Origin of the sequence: Streptomyces sp. NPDC047974 (assembly GCF_040653375.1) — a bacterium.
GTDB lineage: Bacteria > Actinomycetota > Actinomycetes > Streptomycetales > Streptomycetaceae > Streptomyces.
This window is the reverse complement of sequence record NZ_JBEZNU010000002.1, coordinates 204,045-223,661: the sequence shown is the minus strand read 5'-3', so window position 1 is coordinate 223,661 and position 19,617 is coordinate 204,045. Positions and strand designations below refer to the sequence as shown.

The 19,617-nt window shown below is 75.7% G+C and carries 20 protein-coding genes; 9 read left to right on the top strand and 11 right to left on the bottom strand.

What is annotated here, in order from left to right:
- Positions 1-15: 15 nt before the first annotated feature.
- The 3 genes from AB0E19_RS04200 to AB0E19_RS04190 are packed head-to-tail and all read right to left on the bottom strand — an operon-like array spanning position 16 to position 2,227.
- Complete coding sequence (locus AB0E19_RS04200; RefSeq protein ID WP_362172931.1) at positions 16-657, bottom strand: phosphoribosylanthranilate isomerase; 642 nt, start codon at positions 655-657, stop codon at positions 16-18.
- A gap of 38 nt (positions 658-695) precedes the next feature.
- Complete coding sequence (locus tag AB0E19_RS04195; protein ID WP_362172928.1) at positions 696-1,640, bottom strand: ketopantoate reductase family protein; 945 nt, start codon at positions 1,638-1,640, stop codon at positions 696-698.
- On the bottom strand, positions 1,637-2,227 hold the full coding sequence (locus AB0E19_RS04190; protein ID WP_362172925.1) for a helix-turn-helix domain-containing protein: 591 nt from the start codon (positions 2,225-2,227) through the stop codon (positions 1,637-1,639). Before AB0E19_RS04190 ends, AB0E19_RS04195 begins: the two co-directional genes overlap by 4 nt.
- A 123-nt stretch (positions 2,228-2,350) precedes the next feature.
- On the opposite strand from AB0E19_RS04190, the gene AB0E19_RS04185 reads away from it, so the two are divergent.
- Positions 2,351-3,547 carry an ROK family transcriptional regulator gene (locus AB0E19_RS04185; RefSeq protein ID WP_362172922.1) on the top strand — a complete coding sequence of 399 codons (1,197 nt, stop codon included), beginning with the start codon at positions 2,351-2,353 and terminating at the stop codon, positions 3,545-3,547.
- Between the two features lie 179 nt (positions 3,548-3,726).
- Complete coding sequence (locus AB0E19_RS04180) at positions 3,727-4,770, top strand: S66 peptidase family protein (RefSeq protein ID WP_362172919.1); 1,044 nt, start codon at positions 3,727-3,729, stop codon at positions 4,768-4,770.
- A gap of 78 nt (positions 4,771-4,848) precedes the next feature.
- Here AB0E19_RS04180 and AB0E19_RS04175 read toward each other — a convergent pair whose 3' ends face one another.
- Positions 4,849-5,823, bottom strand: coding sequence for a LysR family transcriptional regulator (locus tag AB0E19_RS04175; RefSeq protein ID WP_362172916.1), 975 nt, complete (start codon positions 5,821-5,823; stop codon positions 4,849-4,851).
- A gap of 210 nt (positions 5,824-6,033) precedes the next feature.
- Here AB0E19_RS04175 and AB0E19_RS04170 point away from each other — a divergent pair, with 210 nt between their 5' ends.
- Positions 6,034-6,729 (top strand): type 1 glutamine amidotransferase domain-containing protein, encoded by a 696-nt coding sequence (locus AB0E19_RS04170; protein ID WP_362172913.1) that lies wholly within the window; start codon positions 6,034-6,036, stop codon positions 6,727-6,729.
- Positions 6,730-6,770: 41 nt separating this feature from the next.
- Here the strand turns inward: AB0E19_RS04170 and AB0E19_RS04165 are convergent, their stop codons facing one another.
- A complete protein-coding gene (locus tag AB0E19_RS04165; RefSeq protein ID WP_360607095.1) occupies positions 6,771-7,163 on the bottom strand; it encodes a nuclear transport factor 2 family protein in 393 nt (130 codons plus the stop codon).
- A 146-nt stretch (positions 7,164-7,309) separates the two neighbouring features.
- Here AB0E19_RS04165 and AB0E19_RS04160 point away from each other — a divergent pair, with 146 nt between their 5' ends.
- Both AB0E19_RS04160 and AB0E19_RS04155 read left to right on the top strand, forming a co-directional pair.
- Positions 7,310-8,809, top strand: a complete 1,500-nt coding sequence (locus AB0E19_RS04160; RefSeq protein WP_362172909.1) for an ABC transporter permease — start codon at positions 7,310-7,312, stop codon at positions 8,807-8,809.
- 37 nt (positions 8,810-8,846) lie between these two features.
- A complete protein-coding gene (locus tag AB0E19_RS04155; protein ID WP_362172905.1) occupies positions 8,847-9,548 on the top strand; it encodes an ABC transporter ATP-binding protein in 702 nt (233 codons plus the stop codon).
- Between the two features lie 12 nt (positions 9,549-9,560).
- Here the strand turns inward: AB0E19_RS04155 and AB0E19_RS04150 are convergent, their stop codons facing one another.
- Together AB0E19_RS04150 and AB0E19_RS04145 are read right to left on the bottom strand one after the other, a co-directional pair.
- Positions 9,561-10,559: a M23 family metallopeptidase gene (locus AB0E19_RS04150; RefSeq protein WP_362172903.1), complete on the bottom strand. Its 999-nt coding sequence runs from the start codon at positions 10,557-10,559 to the stop codon at positions 9,561-9,563.
- A 4-nt stretch (positions 10,560-10,563) separates the two neighbouring features.
- Positions 10,564-11,595, bottom strand: coding sequence for an SPFH domain-containing protein (locus tag AB0E19_RS04145; protein WP_362172901.1), 1,032 nt, complete (start codon positions 11,593-11,595; stop codon positions 10,564-10,566).
- A 184-nt stretch (positions 11,596-11,779) separates the two neighbouring features.
- Here AB0E19_RS04145 and AB0E19_RS04140 point away from each other — a divergent pair, with 184 nt between their 5' ends.
- Positions 11,780-13,225: a WGR domain-containing protein gene (locus AB0E19_RS04140; RefSeq protein WP_362172898.1), complete on the top strand. Its 1,446-nt coding sequence runs from the start codon at positions 11,780-11,782 to the stop codon at positions 13,223-13,225.
- The gene (locus AB0E19_RS04135) at positions 13,222-13,719 is read left to right on the top strand and encodes a hypothetical protein (RefSeq protein WP_362172895.1); all 498 of its coding nucleotides are present in this window, start codon (positions 13,222-13,224) and stop codon (positions 13,717-13,719) included. The genes AB0E19_RS04140 and AB0E19_RS04135 overlap by 4 nt, the downstream gene beginning before the upstream one ends.
- Positions 13,720-13,769: 50 nt before the next feature.
- Here the strand turns inward: AB0E19_RS04135 and AB0E19_RS04130 are convergent, their stop codons facing one another.
- From AB0E19_RS04130 to AB0E19_RS04120, 3 genes are all read right to left on the bottom strand, one after another.
- Entirely contained in the window at positions 13,770-14,192 is a 423-nt protein-coding gene (locus AB0E19_RS04130; RefSeq protein ID WP_362172892.1) for a DUF350 domain-containing protein, read from the bottom strand.
- Positions 14,193-14,360: 168 nt separating this feature from the next.
- The gene (locus AB0E19_RS04125) at positions 14,361-14,975 is read right to left on the bottom strand and encodes an HdeD family acid-resistance protein (RefSeq protein ID WP_362172889.1); all 615 of its coding nucleotides are present in this window, start codon (positions 14,973-14,975) and stop codon (positions 14,361-14,363) included.
- Positions 14,976-14,988: 13 nt separating this feature from the next.
- The gene (locus AB0E19_RS04120) at positions 14,989-16,383 is read right to left on the bottom strand and encodes a dipeptidase (RefSeq protein ID WP_362172886.1); all 1,395 of its coding nucleotides are present in this window, start codon (positions 16,381-16,383) and stop codon (positions 14,989-14,991) included.
- A 189-nt stretch (positions 16,384-16,572) separates the two neighbouring features.
- Here AB0E19_RS04120 and AB0E19_RS04115 point away from each other — a divergent pair, with 189 nt between their 5' ends.
- The gene (locus AB0E19_RS04115; RefSeq protein WP_362172883.1) at positions 16,573-17,121 is read left to right on the top strand and encodes a DoxX family protein; all 549 of its coding nucleotides are present in this window, start codon (positions 16,573-16,575) and stop codon (positions 17,119-17,121) included.
- Positions 17,122-17,173: 52 nt separating this feature from the next.
- Positions 17,174-18,088, top strand: coding sequence for a glucose-6-phosphate dehydrogenase assembly protein OpcA (opcA, locus tag AB0E19_RS04110; RefSeq protein WP_360607072.1), 915 nt, complete (start codon positions 17,174-17,176; stop codon positions 18,086-18,088).
- A gap of 88 nt (positions 18,089-18,176) precedes the next feature.
- On the opposite strand, the gene AB0E19_RS04105 is transcribed toward opcA, so the two are convergent.
- Positions 18,177-19,541, bottom strand: a complete 1,365-nt coding sequence (locus AB0E19_RS04105) for a carbohydrate-binding protein (RefSeq protein WP_362172879.1) — start codon at positions 19,539-19,541, stop codon at positions 18,177-18,179.
- Positions 19,542-19,617 lie beyond the last annotated feature (76 nt).

Here is a 19,617-nt window from a genome sequence, read left to right as displayed (position 1 = left end):
CGACGTGTTTCACCCCTACTGACGTGCGGAGACGTCGAAAGGTTGAGCGGGCGGGGCGGATTTCGCGGCGGCCACGAAGGCGCGGACCAGGGCGTGGTCCTTCACGCCGGGCGCGGACTCGACGCCGCTGGAGACGTCCACGCCCCAGGGGCGGGCGGCGGCGATCGCCTCGGCGACGTTCCCGGGGGCGAGGCCGCCCGCCAGGAGCCAGTGGCCCTCGGGGCGGGCGGTGTCCAGGAGCGAGAGGTCCCAGCGCGAACCCGAGCCCGCCTTGGGCGAGTCGAGCAGCAGGACCTCCTCGCCCAGCGCGCCGACGCGCGTGTCGGGACCGTCGGCGAGCGCGGTCGCCCGCCACAGGCGCGGGTGGACGGCCGCGGCGGCCTCGAACTCCGCCGGGCCGTAGGCGCGGCCGTGCAGCTGGAGCGCGTCGAAGCCCAGGTCGGCGGCGATCCGGGCGGCCTCGGCGGCCGGGGTGTCGTTGACGACGAGGACCGACAGCACCCCGTCCGGGACCCGCGCGACGAGCGCCGGCACCCGGTCCCGGTCCAGGCCCCGGACGCTGGTCCCGCTGATGACGAGGCCGATCGCGTCCGCGCCCGCCTCGGCGGCCACGTCGATGTCGGCGGTCGTGGCGAGCCCGCACACCTTGACGAACACTCTGTCGCTCCCTTGCTCCCGTCCCGGCGCCGTCGAGCCTACTGACCGCGTCCGGCGGCGTCGATCCGCCGCTGGTGCACCCGCAGGTGGAGGGTGGTCAGGTCGAGCAGCGGGGTCGGCACGGCGAGGTCGCGGGCCCGCGCGGTCAGGTCGCCGAAGAGGTGCTCGACCTCCGTCGGCCGGTCCGCCACCAGGTCCCGGTAGAGGGACGGCACCATCGGGGAGCCGGGGGCCGACACGACGGCGAGGGTCGCCGCGCGCTCCCCCTCCGGCAGCGGGTGCCCGGCCGCCGCGGCCACCGCCGCGCCCTCGGCGAGGACCGCGGGGCCGAGTTCGGGGCCGCCGGGCGCGTCGTACACCTCGCCGACGGTGCCGCGCACCAGGCTCGTCACCGCGCCGATCGTGGTGATGAAGACCCACTTGTGCCACATCGCGGTGACGATCGACGCGGGTACGGGCGCGTCGATGCCGGCGTCCTCCAGGACCGTACGGATCTCCTTGACGCGCGGCGAGACCGCGCCGTCGCGCTCGCCGAGGGCGAGGTGCGCCAGCGGCGCGAGCCGCCGGATGGTCCCCGAGTCGTCGAGCGTCGTGACCACCTTCGCGACGCCGCCGAGGACCGCGCCGGCGCCGAAGCGGGCGTCCAGCGCGTCGAGGTGGGCCATGCCGTTGAGCAGCGGCAGCACCGCCGTGCCCGGGGAGACGAAGGGGGCCAGGTCCGTCAGGGCCGCGTCGAGGGCGGTCGACTTCACGCCGAGCAGGACGAGGTCGTACGGACCTCCCGCCGGCGTCTCGCCGGCCGTGACGAGCCGGGGCGAGTCCAGGACCCACTCCTCGTCCCGTCCCGCCACCCGCAGCCCGCCCGCCCGGAGCGCCGCCGCGCGGCCGGGCCTGACCAGGAAGGTGACGTCCTGCCCGGAGCGGGCCAGCATCGTGCCGAAGTAACCACCGGTGGCACCGGCGCCGACGACCAGGATCTTCATGGGGTTCCTCTCGTGGGGAGCAGCGGGGTGGGGAGCAGGGGGGTGGGGAGCGACGGAGTGAGCAGCGGGGTGAGCAGGCGGTGCGGGCGGGCCAGGGCCGCGGTGACCGGGTCGGCGTCGTCGCCGGGCGGGGCGAGCCCGGGGCCGGGGGCGACCAGGAGGTCCCCGGGCGGGACGGTGGCCCCGCAGCCGGAGCAGCGGCCGTCGGGGCCGGTCGGCGCCCCGTCGGCGTGGTGCAGGAAGACCCGGCGGGGCCCGTCGCCGTGTGCCGGGTAGTGGGCCTCGCCCCAGTCGGTGAGGGCACGGACGGCCGGCCAGAGCCCGAGGCCCTTCTCCGTGAGGACGTACACCTCGCGCCGGCCGCCGCCCGGCTCCCGGCGGCGGTCGAGGACGCCGGCCTCGGTCAGCCCGGCGAGCCGCTCGGTGAGCACCGACCGGGGTACGGCGAGGTGTGCGGCGAACTCGCCGAACCTGCGCACCCCGTAGAAGGCGTCCCGCAGGATCAGCAGCGTCCAGCGCTCGCCGACGATCTCCATCGCGCGGGCGAGGGAGCAGCTCTGGCCGCGGTAGTGGCGGGGAAGGCTCATGGGCGGCAGCGTAGCCCCAAAACAGTTCGGTCACCGAACTGTTTTGGGGGGAGCGGTGTGCGCCGGATCGCCGTCCGGGGCATTTCTGTTCGAGTGAAAGGGGCGACTAGGCTCTCGCTCACCATGAACCAGCCCACGGAACCCAAGGCCGACAAGTCGGGCGTGCGCCGGCACAACCTGAGCCTCGTCCTCAGGACCGTCCACGACGCCGGCGAGACCACGCGGGCCGCCGTCGCCGCCCGCGTCGGGCTCACCCGGCCCGCCGTCTCCTCGCTCGTGGAGCAGCTGCTCGACCTCGGGTTCCTGGTCGAGTCGGGGAAGACCTTCAGCGGCCAGGCGGGCCGGCCCGGCACCGTCCTCAAGCCGGCCGGGACCGGGCCGGCGGGGCTCGGCGTCGAGATCAACGTCGCGTACGTCTCCGTCTGCCTCGTGGACCTCACCGGCACCGACCGGATCCGCCGCACCGTGCGGCTCGACAACCGCGCCGACGCGCCCGCCGTCCTCGCCCGCGCCGCCGGCGTCGCCGCCGAGGCGCTCGCCGAGGCCGACGCCCTCGGCCTCGCCCCGGCGGGCGCCGCGCTCGCCCTGCCCGGCCTGGTCTCCGACGGCACCGTCCGCCAGGCCCCCAACCTCGGCTGGCACGACACCCCCGCCGAGCGGCTCTTCGGCGAGGCGCTCGCCGCGCTGCGGCCCGCCGCCGGCCGGCTCGCCGTCGCCTCCGACAACGAGGCCAACATGGCGGCGCTCGCCGAGCTCCGCTTCGGCACCGCCGGCGCGCCCCGCACCTTCCTCCACCTCACCGGCGAGACGGGCGTCGGCGGCGCGGTCGTCGTGCACGGCGAACTCCTGCGCGGAGCCCACGGCTTCGCCGGCGAGATCGGTCACCTCGTCGTGGACGCCGAGGGCCCCCGCTGCCGCTGCGGCTCGCGCGGCTGCCTGGAGCAGTACGCCGGTCAGGCCGCGCTGCTGCGCGCCGCGGGCGCCCCTGACGTCGACGAGCTCGCCGCCCGCGCCGAGCGCGGAGACCCGCGCGCGCTCGCGGCCCTCGCCGAGGCCGGCCGGATGCTCGGCCGGGCCCTCTCGGGCGCGGTCAACCTCCTCGACCCCGAGGCCGTCGTCCTCGGCGGCATCTACCCGCGCCTGATGCCCTGGCTGGCCCCCGCCGTCACCGCCGAACTCGCCGAGCGGGTCGTCTCCGGCCTCTGGCCCGCCGACGCGGGCCGCCTGCGGGCCGCCTCCCCGGCCACCGACGCGGCGCGCGGCGCCGCGGCCCTCGTCCTCCACGACATCCTCGCCGACCCCCTCGCCCACACCCCCTGAGCCCACCCCCGAGCGGCCCACACCGCCTGAGCCCACCCCTGATCGGCCCACATCCCCTGAGCCCACCCCCGAGCGGCCCACGCCGCTCGGCCCACGCGCGCGTGCCCCGCTCGGCCCACGCGCGCGTGCCGGCGGAAATGGCCGGGCGGGTCCGGGCGGGGCACGGCTAGGGTGCGGGGATGTCGCAGATCGTCATCCCGCCCAAGCCGCGTCCCGGGGACCGGATCGCCGTGCTGTCGCCCGCCGCCGGGCTGCCCGAAGTGCTGCCGCTCCCCTTCGACCTCGGCGTGCGGCGGCTGTCCGAGGAGTACGGGCTCGTGCCCGTCGAGTACCCGACCACGCGCAAGCTCGGCGCGTCACCCCAGGACCGGGCCGCGGATCTGCACGCGGCCTTCGCCGACCCGGCGGTCGCGGCGATCGTCGCCAGCATCGGCGGCGACGACCAGATCACCGTCCTGCCGTACCTCGACGACGAGTTGATCCGCGCGCACCCCAAGCCGTTCTTCGGCTTCAGCGACAACACCAACCTCCTGATGCGGCTGTGGAACCTCGGGGTGGTCGGCTACCACGGGGCTTCGGTGATGACCCAGTTCGGCCGGCCCGGCGCCGTCCACCCCGTCACCGACGCCTCCGTCCGGGCCGCGCTCTTCGGCTCCGGACCGTACGAACTCCCCGCCCCGACCGACACCAACGACGTCGAACGGCCCTGGGAGGATCCGGGTACCTTCGACTCCGCGCCCGTCATGGAGCCGGCCGGCCCCTGGCACTGGCACCGCGCCCAGCGGGTCGTCGAGGGCCGCTCCTGGGGCGGCTGCCTGGAGATCGTCTCGCAGCTCCTCATGGCCGGCGGGGAGATCGCGGAGCCGGCGGCGTACGAGGGCGGGGTGCTGTTCCTGGAGACCTCCGAGCAGCTGCCCTCCGCCGACGAGGTCTTCCGGATCCTGCGGGCCATGGGGGAGCGCGGCCTGCTCGCCCGCTTCTCCGCCCTCCTCATGGGCCGGGCCCGCGCCTGGTCCTTCGAGTCGCCGAACGACGCCGCCGCCCGGGCCGCCTACCGGGAGGCCCAGCGCGCCGCCGTGCTGCGCGCGCTCGACGCGTACGCCCCCGACACCATGGCCGTCCTCGACGTGGACCTCGGGCACACCGACCCGCAGGTGGTGATCCCGTACGGCGGCACGGTCCGCGTCGACGGCCCCGCCCGGCGGATCACCGTCACCTACTGACCACGCCACCCGCCACCCGCCGCCGCCCCCGCCTATCCACCGGCCGCCTGTCCGCCCCCCTGCCTATCCGTCACCCGCCTATCCGCCGGCCGCCTGTCCGCCGGGCGCCCGCTCGTGCCGGATCAGATGGTCCCGGACCAGGGCCACGTGCGGGTGGGCCGGCGGGCCCGGCCGGTGCACCAGGAATCCGGTGTTGATCGGCGGGTCCTCCGGCAGGTGGAGCGGTACGAGGGCGCCCGAGGCCAGCTCCGCCGCGCACAGGTAGCGGGGCAGCACGCTCACCCCGGCGCCGCCCGCCACCGCCGCCCGCACCGCCCGCAGGTCCGGGACGGTGACCGCGGGCACGGCGGTCAGGCGCCGGCCGAAGACGTGGCGCCAGTAGCGGCGCAGGATCGGCAGGTCCTCGGCGTACGCGACGAGCGGGACGCCGTGCAGCGCGGCGGGCCCCTCCGCGGCGATCCGGTCGCCGAGCCGCTCCGCCCACACCGGCGCGCCGACGAGGACGAACTCCTCGTCGGAGAGCGGCAGCCAGGCGAGGCTGCGGCCCCGGGGCCGTACCGTCGCCACCACCAGGTCGTGCCGTCCGGCCCGCAGCTCGTCGAGCAGCCCGTCGGTGAGGCCGAAGGAGACGCGCAGCCGCACCCCGCGCTCCACCAGCGGCGCGAGCGTCGGCAGCACGCTCTGCGCGAGGAACTCCGCGGGGCCCGCCAGGTGGACCGGCTCGGCCGGCCCCTCCTCGCCGGGCGAGCCGAGCGCCGCGCCGGCGGCGGCGCCCAGCGCGTCCAGCGGGCCCGTGATCCGGGCCGCGAGGTCGTCCGCGAACGGCGTCGCCGTCACCCCGCGCGGCCCCCGCTCGAACAGCTCCCGCCCGAGCCGCCCCTCCAGCGCCCTGATCTGCGTGGTCACCGTCGGCTGCGACAGCCCCAGGACCCGCGCCCCCGCGGTGAAGGCCCCCGCCCGGTACACGGCGAGGAAGGTCCGCAGCTGATGCAGATCGGGCAACCCGCCGCTCCCCGCGCCGGGCCCCGCGCCACTCCCTGCGCCGGGCCCCATCCAGGGCCCCGTCCCGGGCCCGGGTCCGCCGTCCGGCCCCGGGGCGCCCGCCGACGCTCCCCGCGAGCCATCGGAATTCCTATCGTCCACATGTCCGAGCCTATTGGATTCCCATGGGTCGTGGCGCCTACGGTCGAACCATCGCCGGCCCGGCGGCCCCCGGAAGGGCACGGGCCGGTCCGCTCCCACGATCGAGAGGCCCGCAGACCCATGTCGAAGATCCTTTTCGTGCTGACCGGTGCCGACCACTGGACCCTCGCCGACGGTACGAAGCACCCGACCGGCTTCTGGGCCGAGGAGGCCGCCGCGCCGTACGAGGCGTTCACCGCGGCCGGGCACGAGGTCGTCGTCGCCACCCCCGGCGGCGTCGTCCCCACCGTCGACCGGGGCAGCCTCGCCCCCGAGGCCAACGGCGGCCCCGAGGGCGCCGACCGCGTCGCCGCGGCCCTCGACGCCTTCGCGGCGCTGCGGAAGCCGCTCCGCCTGGAGGACGTCGACCTCGCCGAGTACGACGCCGTCCTCTACCCCGGCGGCCACGGCCCCATGGAGGACCTCGCCGTGGACGCCGACTCCGGCCGGCTGCTGATCGACGTCCTCGACTCCGGCAAGCCGCTCGCCGTCGTCTGCCACGGCGCGGCCGCGCTCCTCGCCGCCGTGGGCGAGGACGGCGCCAACGCCTTCGCCGGCCGCCGCGTCGCCGCGTTCACCGACGCCGAGGAGATCCAGGCCGGTCTCGCCGAGCGGGCGGAGTGGCTCCTGGAGACCCGGCTGCGCGAGGCCGGCGTCGACGTCGACGCCGGTGAGCCGTGGGCCCCGCACGTCGTCGTCGACGGCAACCTCGTCACCGGTCAGAACCCCGCCTCCTCCACCGCCCTCGCGGCCGAGGTCCTGAAGAAGCTGGCCTGACGCCCGCCCGTCCGCTCAGGCCTCCGCCGCCGCCCCTCCGCTCAGGCCTCCGCCGCCTCCCGGGCGATCCGGTCGAACTGCGCGCCCATCGCGGCGGCGAGGGCCTGGGCGGCGGAGAGCGGGCGGACCATGACGGTGAAGTCGTCGATCAGCCCGTCCTCGTCGAAGTGCAGGAAGTCGCAGCCCTGGATCCGCTTGCCGTCGACGGTCGCGGTGAAGACGAAGGCGTGGTCGCGCCCGTCCGGATTCGCGATCTCGCGGACATAGGCGAAGTCCTCGAAGACGCGCAGGACCCCGCGGAGGATCGCCGCGGTGATCGCCTTCCCGGCGTACGGCTTGAAGGCGACCGGGCTGGTGAAGACGACGTCCTCGGCGAGCAGCGCCTCGACGGCGGCCTCGTCGCGGTTCTCGACGGCGGTACGGAAGGGGTGCACGGGGCCTCCACGGCATCCACGAATACTCAACGAATTGAATAGGTGTACTGGAGGGTAAGTTTCGGGGCGGGGCTTGTCCAGAGGTCTCATCCCGCTCTCACGCGGGCCTTATCCCGGCCTCACGCGGCGCTCCTACCTTCGCGCCCATGTTCTTCACCTACCTCCGGCGCGAACTGCGCCGCCGCAGAAAGGCGGCGCTCGTCGTCGCCTCCGGGCTCGCGCTCGGCATCGCGCTGGTGATCGTCGTCACCTCGGTCTCCGCCGGCATGAAGCAGGCCCAGGGCAAGGTCCTCGAATCCCTCTACGGGCTCGGCACGGACCTGACGGTGACGAAGGCTCAGGAGCGGCCCGCCGAGGGTGCGCAGCCCGCCCGGCCCCGGTTCGAGTTCCAGGGCGGCGAGGACGGCGAGGAGCAGAGCAGCGACCGGCTCATGGTCCAGGGCTTCCAGACCCTCGCCGACTCCACCGTCGCCACCGTCGCGAAGCAGGCGGGAGTCGACCGCGCGGTCGGCGGCCTCAGCCTCGTCAACCTGAAGATCGACGGCGAGTTCCGGCGCGGCCGGATCCAGCGCGGCGAGGGGCAGGGCCAGGGCCAGGGGCAGGGGCAGCCCCAGGGCCAGGGCGGGACCGGCGGCGGTCCCGGCGACACCGTCACCGGTGGCGGCGCCGCCTTCGACGTCGACTCCTTCACCCTCTACGGCACCGACGTCACCACCCCCGACCTCGGCCCCCTCACCACCTCCACCGTCACCGAGGGCCGCACGTTCGAGACCACCGAGACCGACGCCGCCGTCGTCGTGGTCGACAGCGCCTACGCCCAGCAGCAGGACCTCGCCGTCGGCGGCGAACTCACCGTCAAGGGCGTGAAGTTCGCGATCATCGGCATCGCCACCGCCGACAGCGGCCAGTCCGCCGCCCAGGTCTACCTCCCGCTCAAGCGGGCGCAGACCCTCTCCGGTTCGGCCGGCAAGGTCACCACGGTCTACGTCAAGGCCACCGACTCGACGAAGATCGACGCCGTCAAGGCCGCGATCCAGAAGAACGTCTCCGGCACCACGGTCACCACCTCCGCCGACCTCGCCCAGACCGTGTCCGGCTCCCTCGACACCGCCGCCGGTCTCGCCTCCGACGTCGGCCGGTGGCTCTCGTACGCCGTCCTCCTCGCCGCCGTCCTCGTCGCGGGCCTCCTCACCTCCTCCGCCGTCAGCCGCCGCGTCCGCGAGTTCGGCACGCTCAAGGCGCTCGGCTGGAAGAGCGGCCGGGTCACCCGCCAGGTGGTCGGCGAGGCCCTCGTCCACGGCGTCATCGGCGGCGCCCTCGGCATCGCCGTCGGTCTCGCCGGCGCGTACGCGGTCACCGCCGTCAGCCCCACGCTCACCGCCGAACTCGGCGCGAGCGCGGGCGGGTTCGCCGGTCGCGGCGGTGGCGGTGGCATGGTCTTCGGAGGCGGCGGCGCCGGCGGCCCCGGCATGACCCGCACCGCCGCGGGCCGCAGCGTCGACATCGCGCTCACCGCCCCCGTCAGCCTCACCACCGTCGGCCTCGCCGTGCTCCTCGCCCTCGTCGGCGGCCTCGTCGCCGGAGCCTTCGGCGCCTGGCGCGCCTCCCGGCTGCGCCCCGCCGACGCGCTGCGCCGCGTCGAGTAGCCACCCCGACCGTTTCCGAACCCCAGGAGTCCCCTCCATGTACGAACTCACCGGCGTCACCAAGCAGTACCGGCGCGGCCAGACGAGAGTCGACGCCCTCGCCGGCGTCGACCTGACCATCGCCCAGGGAGACCGCCTGGTCGTCCAGGGCCCCACCGGCGGCGGCAAGTCCACCCTCCTCCAGATGCTCGGCGGACTCGACCGCCCCACCGCCGGCAGCGTCCTCCTCGACGGCACCGATCTCGGCAAGCTCTCCGAGAGCCGGCTCACGGCCGTGCGCAGCCGGTACATCGGCTTCGTCTTCCAGAGCTTCAACCTCATCCCCACGCTCACCGCCCAGGAGAACGTGGAGACCGCCCTGGTCCCGCTCGGGGTCAAGACCGCCGAGCGCCGCCGCCGGGCCGCCGAGGCGCTGGAGTCGGTCGGCCTCTGCGAGCGCCTCGCCCATCTGCCGTCCGAACTGTCCGGCGGCCAGCAGCAGCGCGTCGCCATCGCCCGCGCGCTGGTCAAGCGGCCCCGGGTGCTGCTCGCCGACGAACCCACCGGCAATCTCGACGAGTCCACCCGCGACGAGATCGCCGATCTCCTCGAAGGGCTCTGGGAGGAACACGGGCTGACGTTCGTCATGGTCACCCACGACAGCACCCTCGCCCGCCGCGCCCCTCGCCTCGCGACCCTCCGCAAGGGCCGCGTCACGGTCACGGAGAACCCCAGGTCGGCGGCCCCGGCGCGGGCTTGAGGCGCGCGGGCCTCAGATCCGGACGCCGTGCCCGCGCAGGTACGCCAGCGGGTTCACGTCCGAGCCGAAGGAGGGGCCGGTCCGCACCTCGAAGTGCAGGTGCGGACCGGTCACCCGGCCCGTCGCCCCCGAGCGCGCGATCCGCTGCCCGCCCGACACGCTCTGCCCGGCGGAGACGTCGGCACGGGAGAGGTGGGCGTACTGCGTGTAGCGGCCGTCCGGGTGACGGATCACCACCTCGTAGCCGTACGCGCCCGCGTACCCGGCCCGCACCACCCGCCCCGGCCCGACCGCCCGCACCGGCGTCCCGCCCGGCACCGCGAAGTCCTGGCCCGTGTGGTAGCCGCGCGACCAGGTGCCGCGCTCCCCGTAGACGCCGGTGAAGACGTACGACTCCACCGGCGTCGTCCAGCCGCGCGCCGCCGTCCCGCCGCCCGGCGCGGGTCGCGAGGGCGGGGCGGGCGGCGCCGGGCGCGCGGGGACCCGGCCGGTGCGCTGCTCGTACTTCCAGCGGTGGGAGGTCCAGTACCAGTGCCCGTCCGAGCGGAACCAGTACACCCGGTCCCGGGCGTCCCAGCCCTGCCGGCCCCGGAAGACCGGCTCCCGCGCCGGGCGGGCGGCGGCGGGGGCGGCGGCCGCGCCCGCGCGCTGCCGGTAGACCTCCTGGTGGCTCGTCCAGCGCCACTCGCCGGCCGCGTTGCGGAACCAGTAGCGCGAGCCGTCCCAGCCGGCGTGCGCCGGCGCCGGTTCGGCGGCTGCCGTGGCCGTGCCGGAGGCCGTCAGCGCGACCAGCCCGGCCGCCGTCACCACGGCGCGGCGCACCCCGTGCAGGGACGTCACGGAGTGCGCCGCCCTCGCGGCCCCGAGCCGGGCCGCGAGCTCCCCCGCCGCGCAGCCGGCGCAGGCGCAGTCCTCGGGCGTCTCCTCGGCGAACGAGGGCGCCCGCAGGGCGTCGGGGACACCCACGGCGTCGGGGACACCCACGGCGTCGGGGGTGCGTTCCGTCTTCATGCCCTCACTCCTCGTGCTGCTGCCGGGGCAGGTCTCCGCGCCGGGTGTAGAAGGCGACGGTCAGGTCCTTGACCAGCGCCTGGCGTTCGAAGTCGTCGAGTTCGACCAGGCCGCGCGAGGTCAGCCGGGTCACCGTGTCGTCGACGGCGTCGATCACGCCCGTCAGCACGGACTCCCGGTGGCGGGCGTCCAGGACCGCCAGTCGCCGGCGGTGCATCGCGGCGGCCACCTCGGGGGCGTACTCGATCCGGGTCGGCTGCGCCGAGAAGACGGTGACGCCGACCGCGCGGCACTCGGCGGCGAGCAGCCGGGTCAGCGCGTCGCCGACCGCCTCCGCGTTCCGCAGCGTCGGCGCCCCGCCCTGGAAGGCGTCGGCGGGCAGCTGGGAGAGCACGCGCGCGGTGGCCGCCTCCACCTGCTCCCGCAGATAGCCGAGGTGGTCGTCGACGGCGTACAGCGCCCGAGCCGTGTCCCGCACCGACCACACCACGAGCACCACCACCCGCAGCGCCGAACCCTCCGCGTCCACGGCCGCGATGGGCTCGCTGCGCCAGTGCCGCAGCCGCACGTCGACCCGGCGGCGCAGCACGAAGGGGCTGATCCAGGTGAGTCCGGTGCGGCGCACGCTGCCCCGGTAGCGGCCGAACAGGGAGAGGACCCAGGCGGATCCGGTGCGGCCGCGGGCGAGGCCGCCGAAGCAGACGACGGCGAGGCCGCCGAGCCCGGCCAGCGCCGCCCACTGCCAGGGGAGCGGGTGCGCGGGGGGCAGCGGCCGGGCGCGCCACAGCAGGGCGGCGGCGCTGCCCAGGGCGGCCGTCCCGGTGAGGACGGCGAGCCAGCCGGGGGCGGCGGGGCCGGGGCGTTCGACCAGGCCGGCGTCGGCGGGCGGGTGGCGGCGCGGGAGAGCGTCGGCGTCGGCGAGGGGGTGGCCGGAGGCGGGTTCCGACCGGAAGAGGTCGTCCATGGCGATGCCGGCGATGCCGTTCGAGTGTCGCCGCACGCGGACGGGCAGGGCCCGTGGGGGTTGCTCGGTCATGAGGCCCTTCCGGCCGCACGGGAGGTGACGGCACGTCGGATGATCTTCGTCCTCCATCGTCACAGCGGCGTATGTCCGAATTGCCGCGACAAAGGTCCCGAATGCCTGGGACGAAGGTCCCTCGGCCAGAGCTTCACGGACGGACGGGGAGCCGTTGTCAGTGGCAGCCCCTACCGTTCGGATCATGACGACGACGACCTATCTGGAGCTGTCGCAGGACGGCGGCGGTGCCCACAAGTTCTACGAAGTGACCGTCGACGGCCTGGAGGTGTCGGTCCGCTACGGCCGGATCGGCGCGTCCGGCCAGACCCAGCGCTCCACCTTCGCCACCGCCGACAAGGCCCGGGCCGCCGCGGCCAAGAAGATCGGCGAGAAGGTCCGCAAGGGATACGCCCCCGCCGTCCCCGGTCAGCGCGCCGCCCGTGCCGTCACCCGCCGGGAGGTCGGCTCGGCGCCCTCCACGGCCCGCGCCGTCGCGCCCGTCCTCTGGCGCTTCCGGACCGGATCCGCCGCCTTCGGCATCCACGTCGACGAGGAGCGGATCTGGGTCGGCAATCAGGCGGGGGACGTCTTCACGCTGGACCACGGCGGTGAGGTGCTGGCCCGCTTCGGCCTGCCCGACGGCGTGAAGTGCCTGGTCGCCGACGACTTCTGGATCTACGCGGGCTGCGACGACGGCAAGGTCTACGACCTCTCCTCCAAGCTGCCCTTCGCCGCCTACGAGATCGGCGCCGACGTCGACATCTTCTGGCTCGACATCCACGAGGGCGTCCTCGACGTCGCCGACCGCTCGGGCCGGCTCACCGTCATCGACCACGAGGACGAGCACCAGTGGTCCCGCTCCGGCCGCGGCGAGTTCGCCTGGATGGTCCGGGCGGACAGCCGTGCCGTCTACTACGGCGACACCAGCGGCGTCACCGCCTACGCGGCGGACGGCACCGGTGAGCTGTGGCGGACCGCCACCGACGGCGCGGTCCTCTTCGGCTGGCAGGAGACCGGCTCCGTCTACGCGGGCACCGGCCACCGCAAGGTGCAGCGGCTCGCCAAGGCCGACGGCCGCGTCGAGGCCGTCTACGCCTGCGACGCGAGCGTGTACTCCTGCGCCACCTCGCCCGGCGGCCGGTTCGTCTTCGCCGGCGACTCGGCCTCCTCCGTCTACTGCTTCGCCGAGGACGGCACCCGGCTGTGGAAGCTCTCCACCGGCGGCGGCTCCGCGCTCTCCATGCAGTACCGCGACGAGCGGCTCTACCTGGTGACCACCGACGGCTCGCTCGTCTGCGTGGACGCGAGCGAGGCGGCGATCGCCGCCGCCCAGCAGGGCAGCGTCCCCGTCGTACGGGACGTCAAGCTGGCGGCCGCGCTGCCCACCTACACCCCGGCGACCACCGCCTCCGCCGTCGCCACCGTCGTCTCCGTGAGCGAGGCGCCGAGCGGCTCGATCGTCGTCGAGTGCGTCCGCGAGGGCGGCCGGAGCCGCGTCCGGGTGGTCAGCCACGGCTACGAGCCGTCGTGGAACGTGCAGTTCCCGCGCGCCATCCGCGAGCCCGGCGCCCGGTACGTCGTCGAGGCGCTGCATCCGGCGGCCGGCGGCTTCTACCGGGTGCGCGGCGAGATCCGGCGGCTGCTGTGAGCCCGGACCCGGGCGGGAAGGGCGCCTTCGAGGCGGCGACGGGCGACGGGCCGCCGTTCGCCGGCGACCCCGAGCAGCGCTCCCGCGAGGTCAGGTCCGCGCTCGACGGACTCCGTCAGATCCGGCGCCTGACCGCGGGCCGGGACGGCGCCGGGGGAGCCGTCCCCGCCGAGTGGGAGCGGCGGCAGCCGGTACGGGCCGTGGCGCTGGCCCTGGAGGCCGGCGGGCTCGTGCCGTCGGCGGTGGACGGCGGCGGGGCCAGGACGGCGGCCGGCTACCGGGTGAGGGCGGGGGAGCGGCCGGCCACCGCCGTCGTCGAGTGGCTGGGGCCGCCGGGCTCCGGCGCCGCGGGGCAGGAGGCCGGCGCCCTGACGGAGTGCGCCGAGGCCCTCGCCCGGCTCGGCTGGGAGGCCCTCCTCTACAAGGGCCCGCGCGGCCGCCGCTTCCTGGAGGTGGAACCGGCCGCGACGGCCCCCGGCCCGGCCCCGTCCTGAGCGGACGGGCACCGGGCCGGGAAGGGGGACGCGCTCGGGGGCGCGGCGCGTCAGGCGATCGAGGCGGAGACGATCGCGGAGACGGCGATGTTGCAGGACGCGGTCACCCAGACCGCCGGGTGCGGCTCCGGGTCCACCAGCGTGGCGCCCAGCTTGCCGGGCGTCACCAGGTCCACCACGAGGAAGGCGATCGCCATCATCACCAGGCCGAGGAGGCCGAAGGCGGCGGTGGAGACCAGGCCCTTGCCGAAGTTGTCGTAGGTGGTCCAGATGGAGGTGAAGACGATCCCGCCGATGCCGAGCAGGGCGGAGCTGAGCAGGATGGCCGCGTTGCGGTTGCGGTCCTCCCATATCTGCCGGCCCAGCTTGCCGGGGGTCAGGATGTCCACCAGGACGATGCCGAGGATCAGCAGGACCACGCCGAGGGCGCCGTAGGCGGTGGCGCGGCCGAGGCCGTTGACGATGTCGGTCATGGGAAGCCGGCTCCGGAGAGTGGTGATCGCGAGCGATCGACGGTCGAGGACCGGCAAAATCTAGCGCACGGAACACGCCGGTCCGCCGCCCGCCCGGAGATCGGGCCGGCGGCGGACCGGAAGGGCCGGCGGAGAACGGACCGGACGAGCCGGACCAGCCGGGACGGATCAGGCGCCCGGCGGCAGTCGTTTGGCCCGCGAACGGATCTGGAACGCGGTGACGATCTCCGCCGCGCCGACCGCGATCAGCCAGATCCCGCCGAGCAGGGTCAGCACCGCGACCGACTCCAGCGGCGACACGATCAGCACCACCCCGGCGACGGCGCTCACGATCCCGAGGAAGACCTGCCAGCCGCGGGCCGGCATCGCCGGGTCGGACGCCGCCGCCACCGTCTGCGTGATGCCGCGGAAGAGCCAGCCGATGCCGATCCACAGCGCGAGCAGCAGGATCGACTGCGTCGCGCCCCGGAAGCAGAACAGGCCGAGCAGGATCGACAGGGCGCCGCTGATGAAGGCCAGCACGCGCAGCGAGGTCGTGGCGTGCGTGCCGAAGGCGGCGATCAGCTGCATCACACCGCTGAAGAGCAGGTACAGGCCGAAGAGCACCCCGGCCGCCACCAGCGAGGCGCCCGGCCACACCAGCACGAGCACCCCGAGGACGAGCGCCACCACACCGGCGAGCAGCAGGGCCTGCCAGGCCGCGCCGGCGAGCATCGCCAGCGGCCCCTGCGGCAGATCGTTCCCGCTGCGGCCGCCGTGCGGCCGTTCATGCGTCTGCGTCATGGCAACCCCTTTCTCACGCGCCGGCCGAGCGCGCGAACGCCTCGGCGTAGGAGCGGAGGAAGAGCGCCTCCGCCAGCGCCATCCGCTCGATCTCCGTCGGGTCGACGCTCTCGTTCGGGGCGTGGATGAGGCAGCCCGGCTCCTCCACGCCGATCAGCGCGATCTCCGCCGACGGGAAGCGGTCCGCCAGCACGTTGCACAGCGGGATCGAACCGCCCTGCCCCGACTGCACCATGGCCTTCCCGTACGCCTCGCGCAGCGCCGTGCCGAGCGCCGTGTAGGCGGGTCCGTCGGTGCGGGCCCGGAACGGCTGTCCGGTGCCCTCCGCCTCGACCTCGACCCGCGCGCCCCAGGGCGCCGCCGCCACCAGGTGGTCCGTGAGCGCCTTGCGGGCCTCCTCGGCGTCGGCCCCCGGCGGGACCCGCAGGCTGACCCGGGCCCGCACCTTCGCCTGCACGGCGGCGGAGGAGCCGACCACCGGCGGGCAGTCGATGCCGAGGACGGTGACCGCGGGCCGTGCCCACAGCTCGTCGGCGACCGCCCCGGTGCCCACCAGCTGCACCCCGTCCAGGACCCCGGCGTCGGCGCGGAACTGCTCGGCCGGATAGGACACGCCGTCCCACAGCCCGTCGCCCGCCAGCCCGTGGATCGCCGTGTTGCCGTGCTCGTCGCGCAGGCTGTCGAGCATCCGCACGAGCGCGGCCAGCGCGTCCGGCGCGGGTCCGCCGAACATGCCCGAGTGCATCTCGCCCTTGAGCGTGGAGACCGTCACCACCACGTTGGCCAGCCCGCGCAGCGAGGTCGTCGTGGTGGGAAGCCCGAGCGCGAAGTTGCCGGTGTCGCAGATCAACAGGGCGTCCGCGTCGAAGAGTTCGGGCTGCAAAGGCACCAGCTGCTCCAGGCCGGCGGTGCCCTGCTCCTCCGAACCCTCCGCCACGAACTTGAGGTTGACCGGGAAGCCCGCGCCGTCCGGGCCGCCGAGCGCCCGCAGCGCGGTGAGGTGCATGGCGATGTTGCCCTTGCAGTCGGCGGCGCCGCGCCCGTACCAGCGGCCGTCGCGGGCCGTCAGTTCGAACGGCGGGGTCTCCCAGGCGGCCTCGTCGAGGGGCGGCTGCACGTCGTAGTGGCAGTAGAGGAGGACGGTCGGCGCGCCCTCCGGGCCCCGCCCGTGCCCCACCACCGCGTCCGTGCCGTCCGGCGTGGTGACCCGCCGCATGTCGCTCAACCCCGCCTCGGTGAAGGCCCGCACCAGGAAGTCCGCGGCCTCGGCGCACTCCTCGGGCGGGAACTGCCGGGGGTCGGCCACGGAGCGCATCGCGACCAGGGCGGTCAGATCCTCCTCGGCGCGCGGCATCAGGGCCCGCACGCGCTCCCGCAGCGCGGCGGTGTCGGTGGACTCGGCGGTCATGCGTACCCACTTCCCTCGGGCCGCTCCCGGACGGCCGGGACGGCGACGGCCACCCCAGTCAAGCAACACGGGGCAAACGCCGCAAAACATGACTCATGTGGAGTATCAGACGTCGTTCCGGGCGGCGGTGGACGGGGGGCGCGCCGACAGTGGAGGCGTACGCGACCCCTCCCGCACCTGGAGAACCCCATGAACCGACGCGACCTCGGGCTGCTCGTGCTGAGGGTCGGCACCGGCGCCGTGCTCGCCGCGCACGGCACCCAGAAGCTCTTCGGCTGGTTCGGCGGCGGGGGGATCGAGGGCACCGCCCAGGGGATGGCCGCCATGGGCTTCCATCCGGCCCGCGAGTCCGCCATCGCCGCCGGTCTCGGCGAGGCCGGCGGCGGCGCCCTGCTCGCCCTCGGCCTGGCCACCCCCGCCGCCGGGGCGGCCGCCGCCGGGGCGATGGCGGGCGCCGTCGCCGTGCACGCCCCGGCCGGCTTCTTCGCCCAGGCGGGCGGCTACGAGTACCCCGCCTTCCTCGGCTTCACCGCCGCCGCCATCGGCATCACCGGCGCCGGCCGCTACTCCCTGGACCACGCCACCTGCCACGTCCTCGACCGCCCCTGGGTGGTGGCCACCGCGTTCCTCGGCTCCGCGGTCGCCGCCGCGGCCGTCGTCGGCCGCCGCGCCCAGGCCAGGGCGGCCGCCGAAGCCGCCGAAGCCGGCGGCGGCGAGGGGCCGGGCGACGACCACTGAACCCCGCGCGGGGCGTTAGGCTCGCCGCAGAGGAAGGGACGGACCCCGGGCAATGAAGATCGATCTCACGGACACCAACTCCAGCGCGATCAACAAGGCGATCCTGGAAGGCCGGAGAGCCGTCGGCACCCCGGCCGTCGGCGTCGTCCTCACCCTGGTGATCGTCACCGACGAGGAGCACGCCTACGACGCGGTGAAGGCGGCCAACGACGCGTCGAAGGAGCACCCTTCGCGCACCCTCGTCGTCATCCGCCGCCGGGCGCTCTCCCCCCGCGAGCGGAACGTGACCCGGCTCGACGCCGAGGTCCGGCTCGGCACCGACGCCGGTTCGGGCGAGACGGTGCTGCTCCGCCTCCACGGCGAACTCGGCGCCCGCGCCGACTCGGTGGTGCTGCCGCTGCTGCTGCCCGACGCGCCCGTCGTCGTCTGGTGGCCGGTCGACGCCCCGGCGGTCCCCTCCAAGGACCCGCTCGGCGCCCTCGCCCAGCGGCGGATCACCGACGCGTACGCGGTCGAGGACCCGCTGGGCGCGCTGGCTGCGCGGGCCGCCTCCTACGCCCCCGGCGACACCGACCTGGCCTGGACCCGGCTCACCCCCTGGCGCTCCATGCTGGCCGCCGCCCTCGACCAGGCCGGTACGGACGTCGTCTCGGCGGCGGTGGAGGCCGAGGAGGCCAACCCCAGCGCGGAGCTGCTGGCCCGCTGGTTCGAGGTCCGGCTCGGCGTCCCGGTCGACCGGATCGTCTCCGAGGGCCCGGTCGTCACCGCCGTCCGCATGGGCACCCCGAACGGCGAGGTCCGGATCGACCGCCCCGAGGGCCCGGTCGCCCGGCTCGCCATCCCCGGCCAGCCCAGCCGCGTCATGGCGCTCAAGGTCCGCTCGACCGCCGAGCTGATCGCCGAGGAGCTGCGCCACCTCGACCCCGACGACGCCTACGCGGCGGCCCTGGAGGGCCGTTCCTCCTGAGCCGCCGCGCCCGGCCGCGGCCCGCCGGATGCCGGAGCGCCACCCGCCCGGCGGGGGCGGGTGGCGCCGTCGTGGAGGGCGGTCGGGGTCAGACCCGCTGCCAGAGCGCCGGGACGTTCGGCGGCTCCCAGCCGGCCTGCGCCTGGTGGCCCTGGAGGCAGCGGTAGGTGGAACCGCCGTAGGTGACCGTGGCGCCGGCCGCGTACACCGTGCCCGCCTTCCACGTGCCGCCCGGCTCCGGCTCGCCGGGGCCGGGGCCCGGGTCGGTGCCGGTGGTCTTCAGGGTCAGGCCGTAGTTCGACAGGATCGGGTTCAGCGGCTGGAAGTACGTGGTGCCGCCACTGGAGCAGTTGCCGGAACCGCCCGAGGTGACGCCCTGCGCCTGGCTGCCGGAGATGTACGAGCCGCCCGAGTCGCCGGGCTCGGCGCACACCGTCGTCCGGGTCACGCCGGAGATCGTGCCCTCCGGGTACGTCACGCTCGTGTTGTGCTGCTGGATGGTGCCGCAGTGCCAGCCGGTGGTCGAGCCCGAGCGGCAGACGGAGGCGCCCACGGGCTGCAGCACGGAGCCGGTCACCTGGACGTTCGCGCCGCCCGCGCCCTTCACGTACGGGGTCGCGGTCCAGCTGCTGTTGGCCGCGACCCACGCCATGTCGTTGCCGGGGAAGACCGAGGCCTGGAAGCTGCCCTGGGCGACCTGGTTGTAGCCGCTGGTGGTCTGGCCGGCCCGGCCGCAGTGCCCGGCCGTCGCGAAGCCCTGGGTGGTGCCCCGGGTCACCGGGAAGCCGACCGAGCAGCGCCCGCCGCCGCCCATGTAGTACGCGTCGCCGCCCCGGAGGTCGTACAGCGGGCGCGGTGCCTCGGCGCTCCGCTCCACCCGCACCAGCTCCCGCGACACCCCGGTGGCCGCCGCGAGGCGCGCCCCGGCGCCGGGCCGGACCTCCTCGACGACCAGCGCGTTGGCGCGCACGTCCACGTACCGCACCGGCGCGTCGGCGTCCGCGGCCCGGTCGAGGGCGGCCTTCGCCCGCTCCAGCGACGACAGGTCGTGCCGGACGAGCCGGGCCGTCGCCCCGGCCGCCCGGATCGCGTCGAGGTCGGCGGCGCGCGTGGTGGCCACGGTCAGGGAGCCGGACTCGGCCCCCTCGACCCACGCCCCGGCGAAGGAGTCGCCGATCCGGTCGCGGAGCCGTGCGGCCGCGGCGCCCGCCTCGGCCTCGTTGACGAGCCGGCGCTCGGCCTGGGCCCGGGTCAGGCCCAGGTCGCGGCCCATCGCGGCGAGCAGCTCGGGCGGCGCCTCGGCGGCGCCGAGCGCCCGCGCGGCGCTCTGCGCGCCGGGCGCGGTCCCGGGGGAGGGCTGCGCGGCGGTGGCGGACCCGGCCTGAAGCCCGGCCAGCACCATTCCGGCGGCGGCCAGCGCGGTACACGCCGCACGGGCGTGTCGTCGGAGCATGGGGAGTCTCCTCGGTTCTCGGTGGGGGATCTGCCGAGAACCGTAGGAACCACCCCGGCGCCCCGGGCACCCTCCG

Excerpts from the sequence above, each read along its gene's own strand:
- AB0E19_RS04150 (WP_362172903.1), bottom strand. The coding sequence starts at position 10,559 with ATGAAGACGGAACGCACCCCCGACGCCGTGGGTGTCCCCGACGCCGTG.
- AB0E19_RS04120 (WP_362172886.1), bottom strand. The coding sequence starts at position 16,383 with ATGACCGCCGAGTCCACCGACACCGCCGCGCTGCGGGAGCGCGTGCGG.
- AB0E19_RS04130 (WP_362172892.1), bottom strand. The coding sequence starts at position 14,192 with ATGACCGACATCGTCAACGGCCTCGGCCGCGCCACCGCCTACGGCGCC.
- opcA (WP_360607072.1), top strand. The coding sequence starts at position 17,174 with ATGAAGATCGATCTCACGGACACCAACTCCAGCGCGATCAACAAGGCG.
- AB0E19_RS04145 (WP_362172901.1), bottom strand. The coding sequence starts at position 11,595 with ATGACCGAGCAACCCCCACGGGCCCTGCCCGTCCGCGTGCGGCGACAC.
- AB0E19_RS04185 (WP_362172922.1), top strand. The coding sequence starts at position 2,351 with ATGAACCAGCCCACGGAACCCAAGGCCGACAAGTCGGGCGTGCGCCGG.
- AB0E19_RS04175 (WP_362172916.1), bottom strand. The coding sequence starts at position 5,823 with ATGGGGCCCGGCGCAGGGAGTGGCGCGGGGCCCGGCGCGGGGAGCGGC.
- AB0E19_RS04125 (WP_362172889.1), bottom strand. The coding sequence starts at position 14,975 with ATGACGCAGACGCATGAACGGCCGCACGGCGGCCGCAGCGGGAACGAT.
- AB0E19_RS04105 (WP_362172879.1), bottom strand. The coding sequence starts at position 19,541 with ATGCTCCGACGACACGCCCGTGCGGCGTGTACCGCGCTGGCCGCCGCC.
- AB0E19_RS04140 (WP_362172898.1), top strand. The coding sequence starts at position 11,780 with ATGACGACGACGACCTATCTGGAGCTGTCGCAGGACGGCGGCGGTGCC.
- AB0E19_RS04160 (WP_362172909.1), top strand. The coding sequence starts at position 7,310 with ATGTTCTTCACCTACCTCCGGCGCGAACTGCGCCGCCGCAGAAAGGCG.
- AB0E19_RS04115 (WP_362172883.1), top strand. The coding sequence starts at position 16,573 with ATGAACCGACGCGACCTCGGGCTGCTCGTGCTGAGGGTCGGCACCGGC.
- AB0E19_RS04155 (WP_362172905.1), top strand. The coding sequence starts at position 8,847 with ATGTACGAACTCACCGGCGTCACCAAGCAGTACCGGCGCGGCCAGACG.
- AB0E19_RS04195 (WP_362172928.1), bottom strand. The coding sequence starts at position 1,640 with ATGAAGATCCTGGTCGTCGGCGCCGGTGCCACCGGTGGTTACTTCGGC.
- AB0E19_RS04170 (WP_362172913.1), top strand. The coding sequence starts at position 6,034 with ATGTCGAAGATCCTTTTCGTGCTGACCGGTGCCGACCACTGGACCCTC.
- AB0E19_RS04190 (WP_362172925.1), bottom strand. The coding sequence starts at position 2,227 with ATGAGCCTTCCCCGCCACTACCGCGGCCAGAGCTGCTCCCTCGCCCGC.
- AB0E19_RS04180 (WP_362172919.1), top strand. The coding sequence starts at position 3,727 with ATGTCGCAGATCGTCATCCCGCCCAAGCCGCGTCCCGGGGACCGGATC.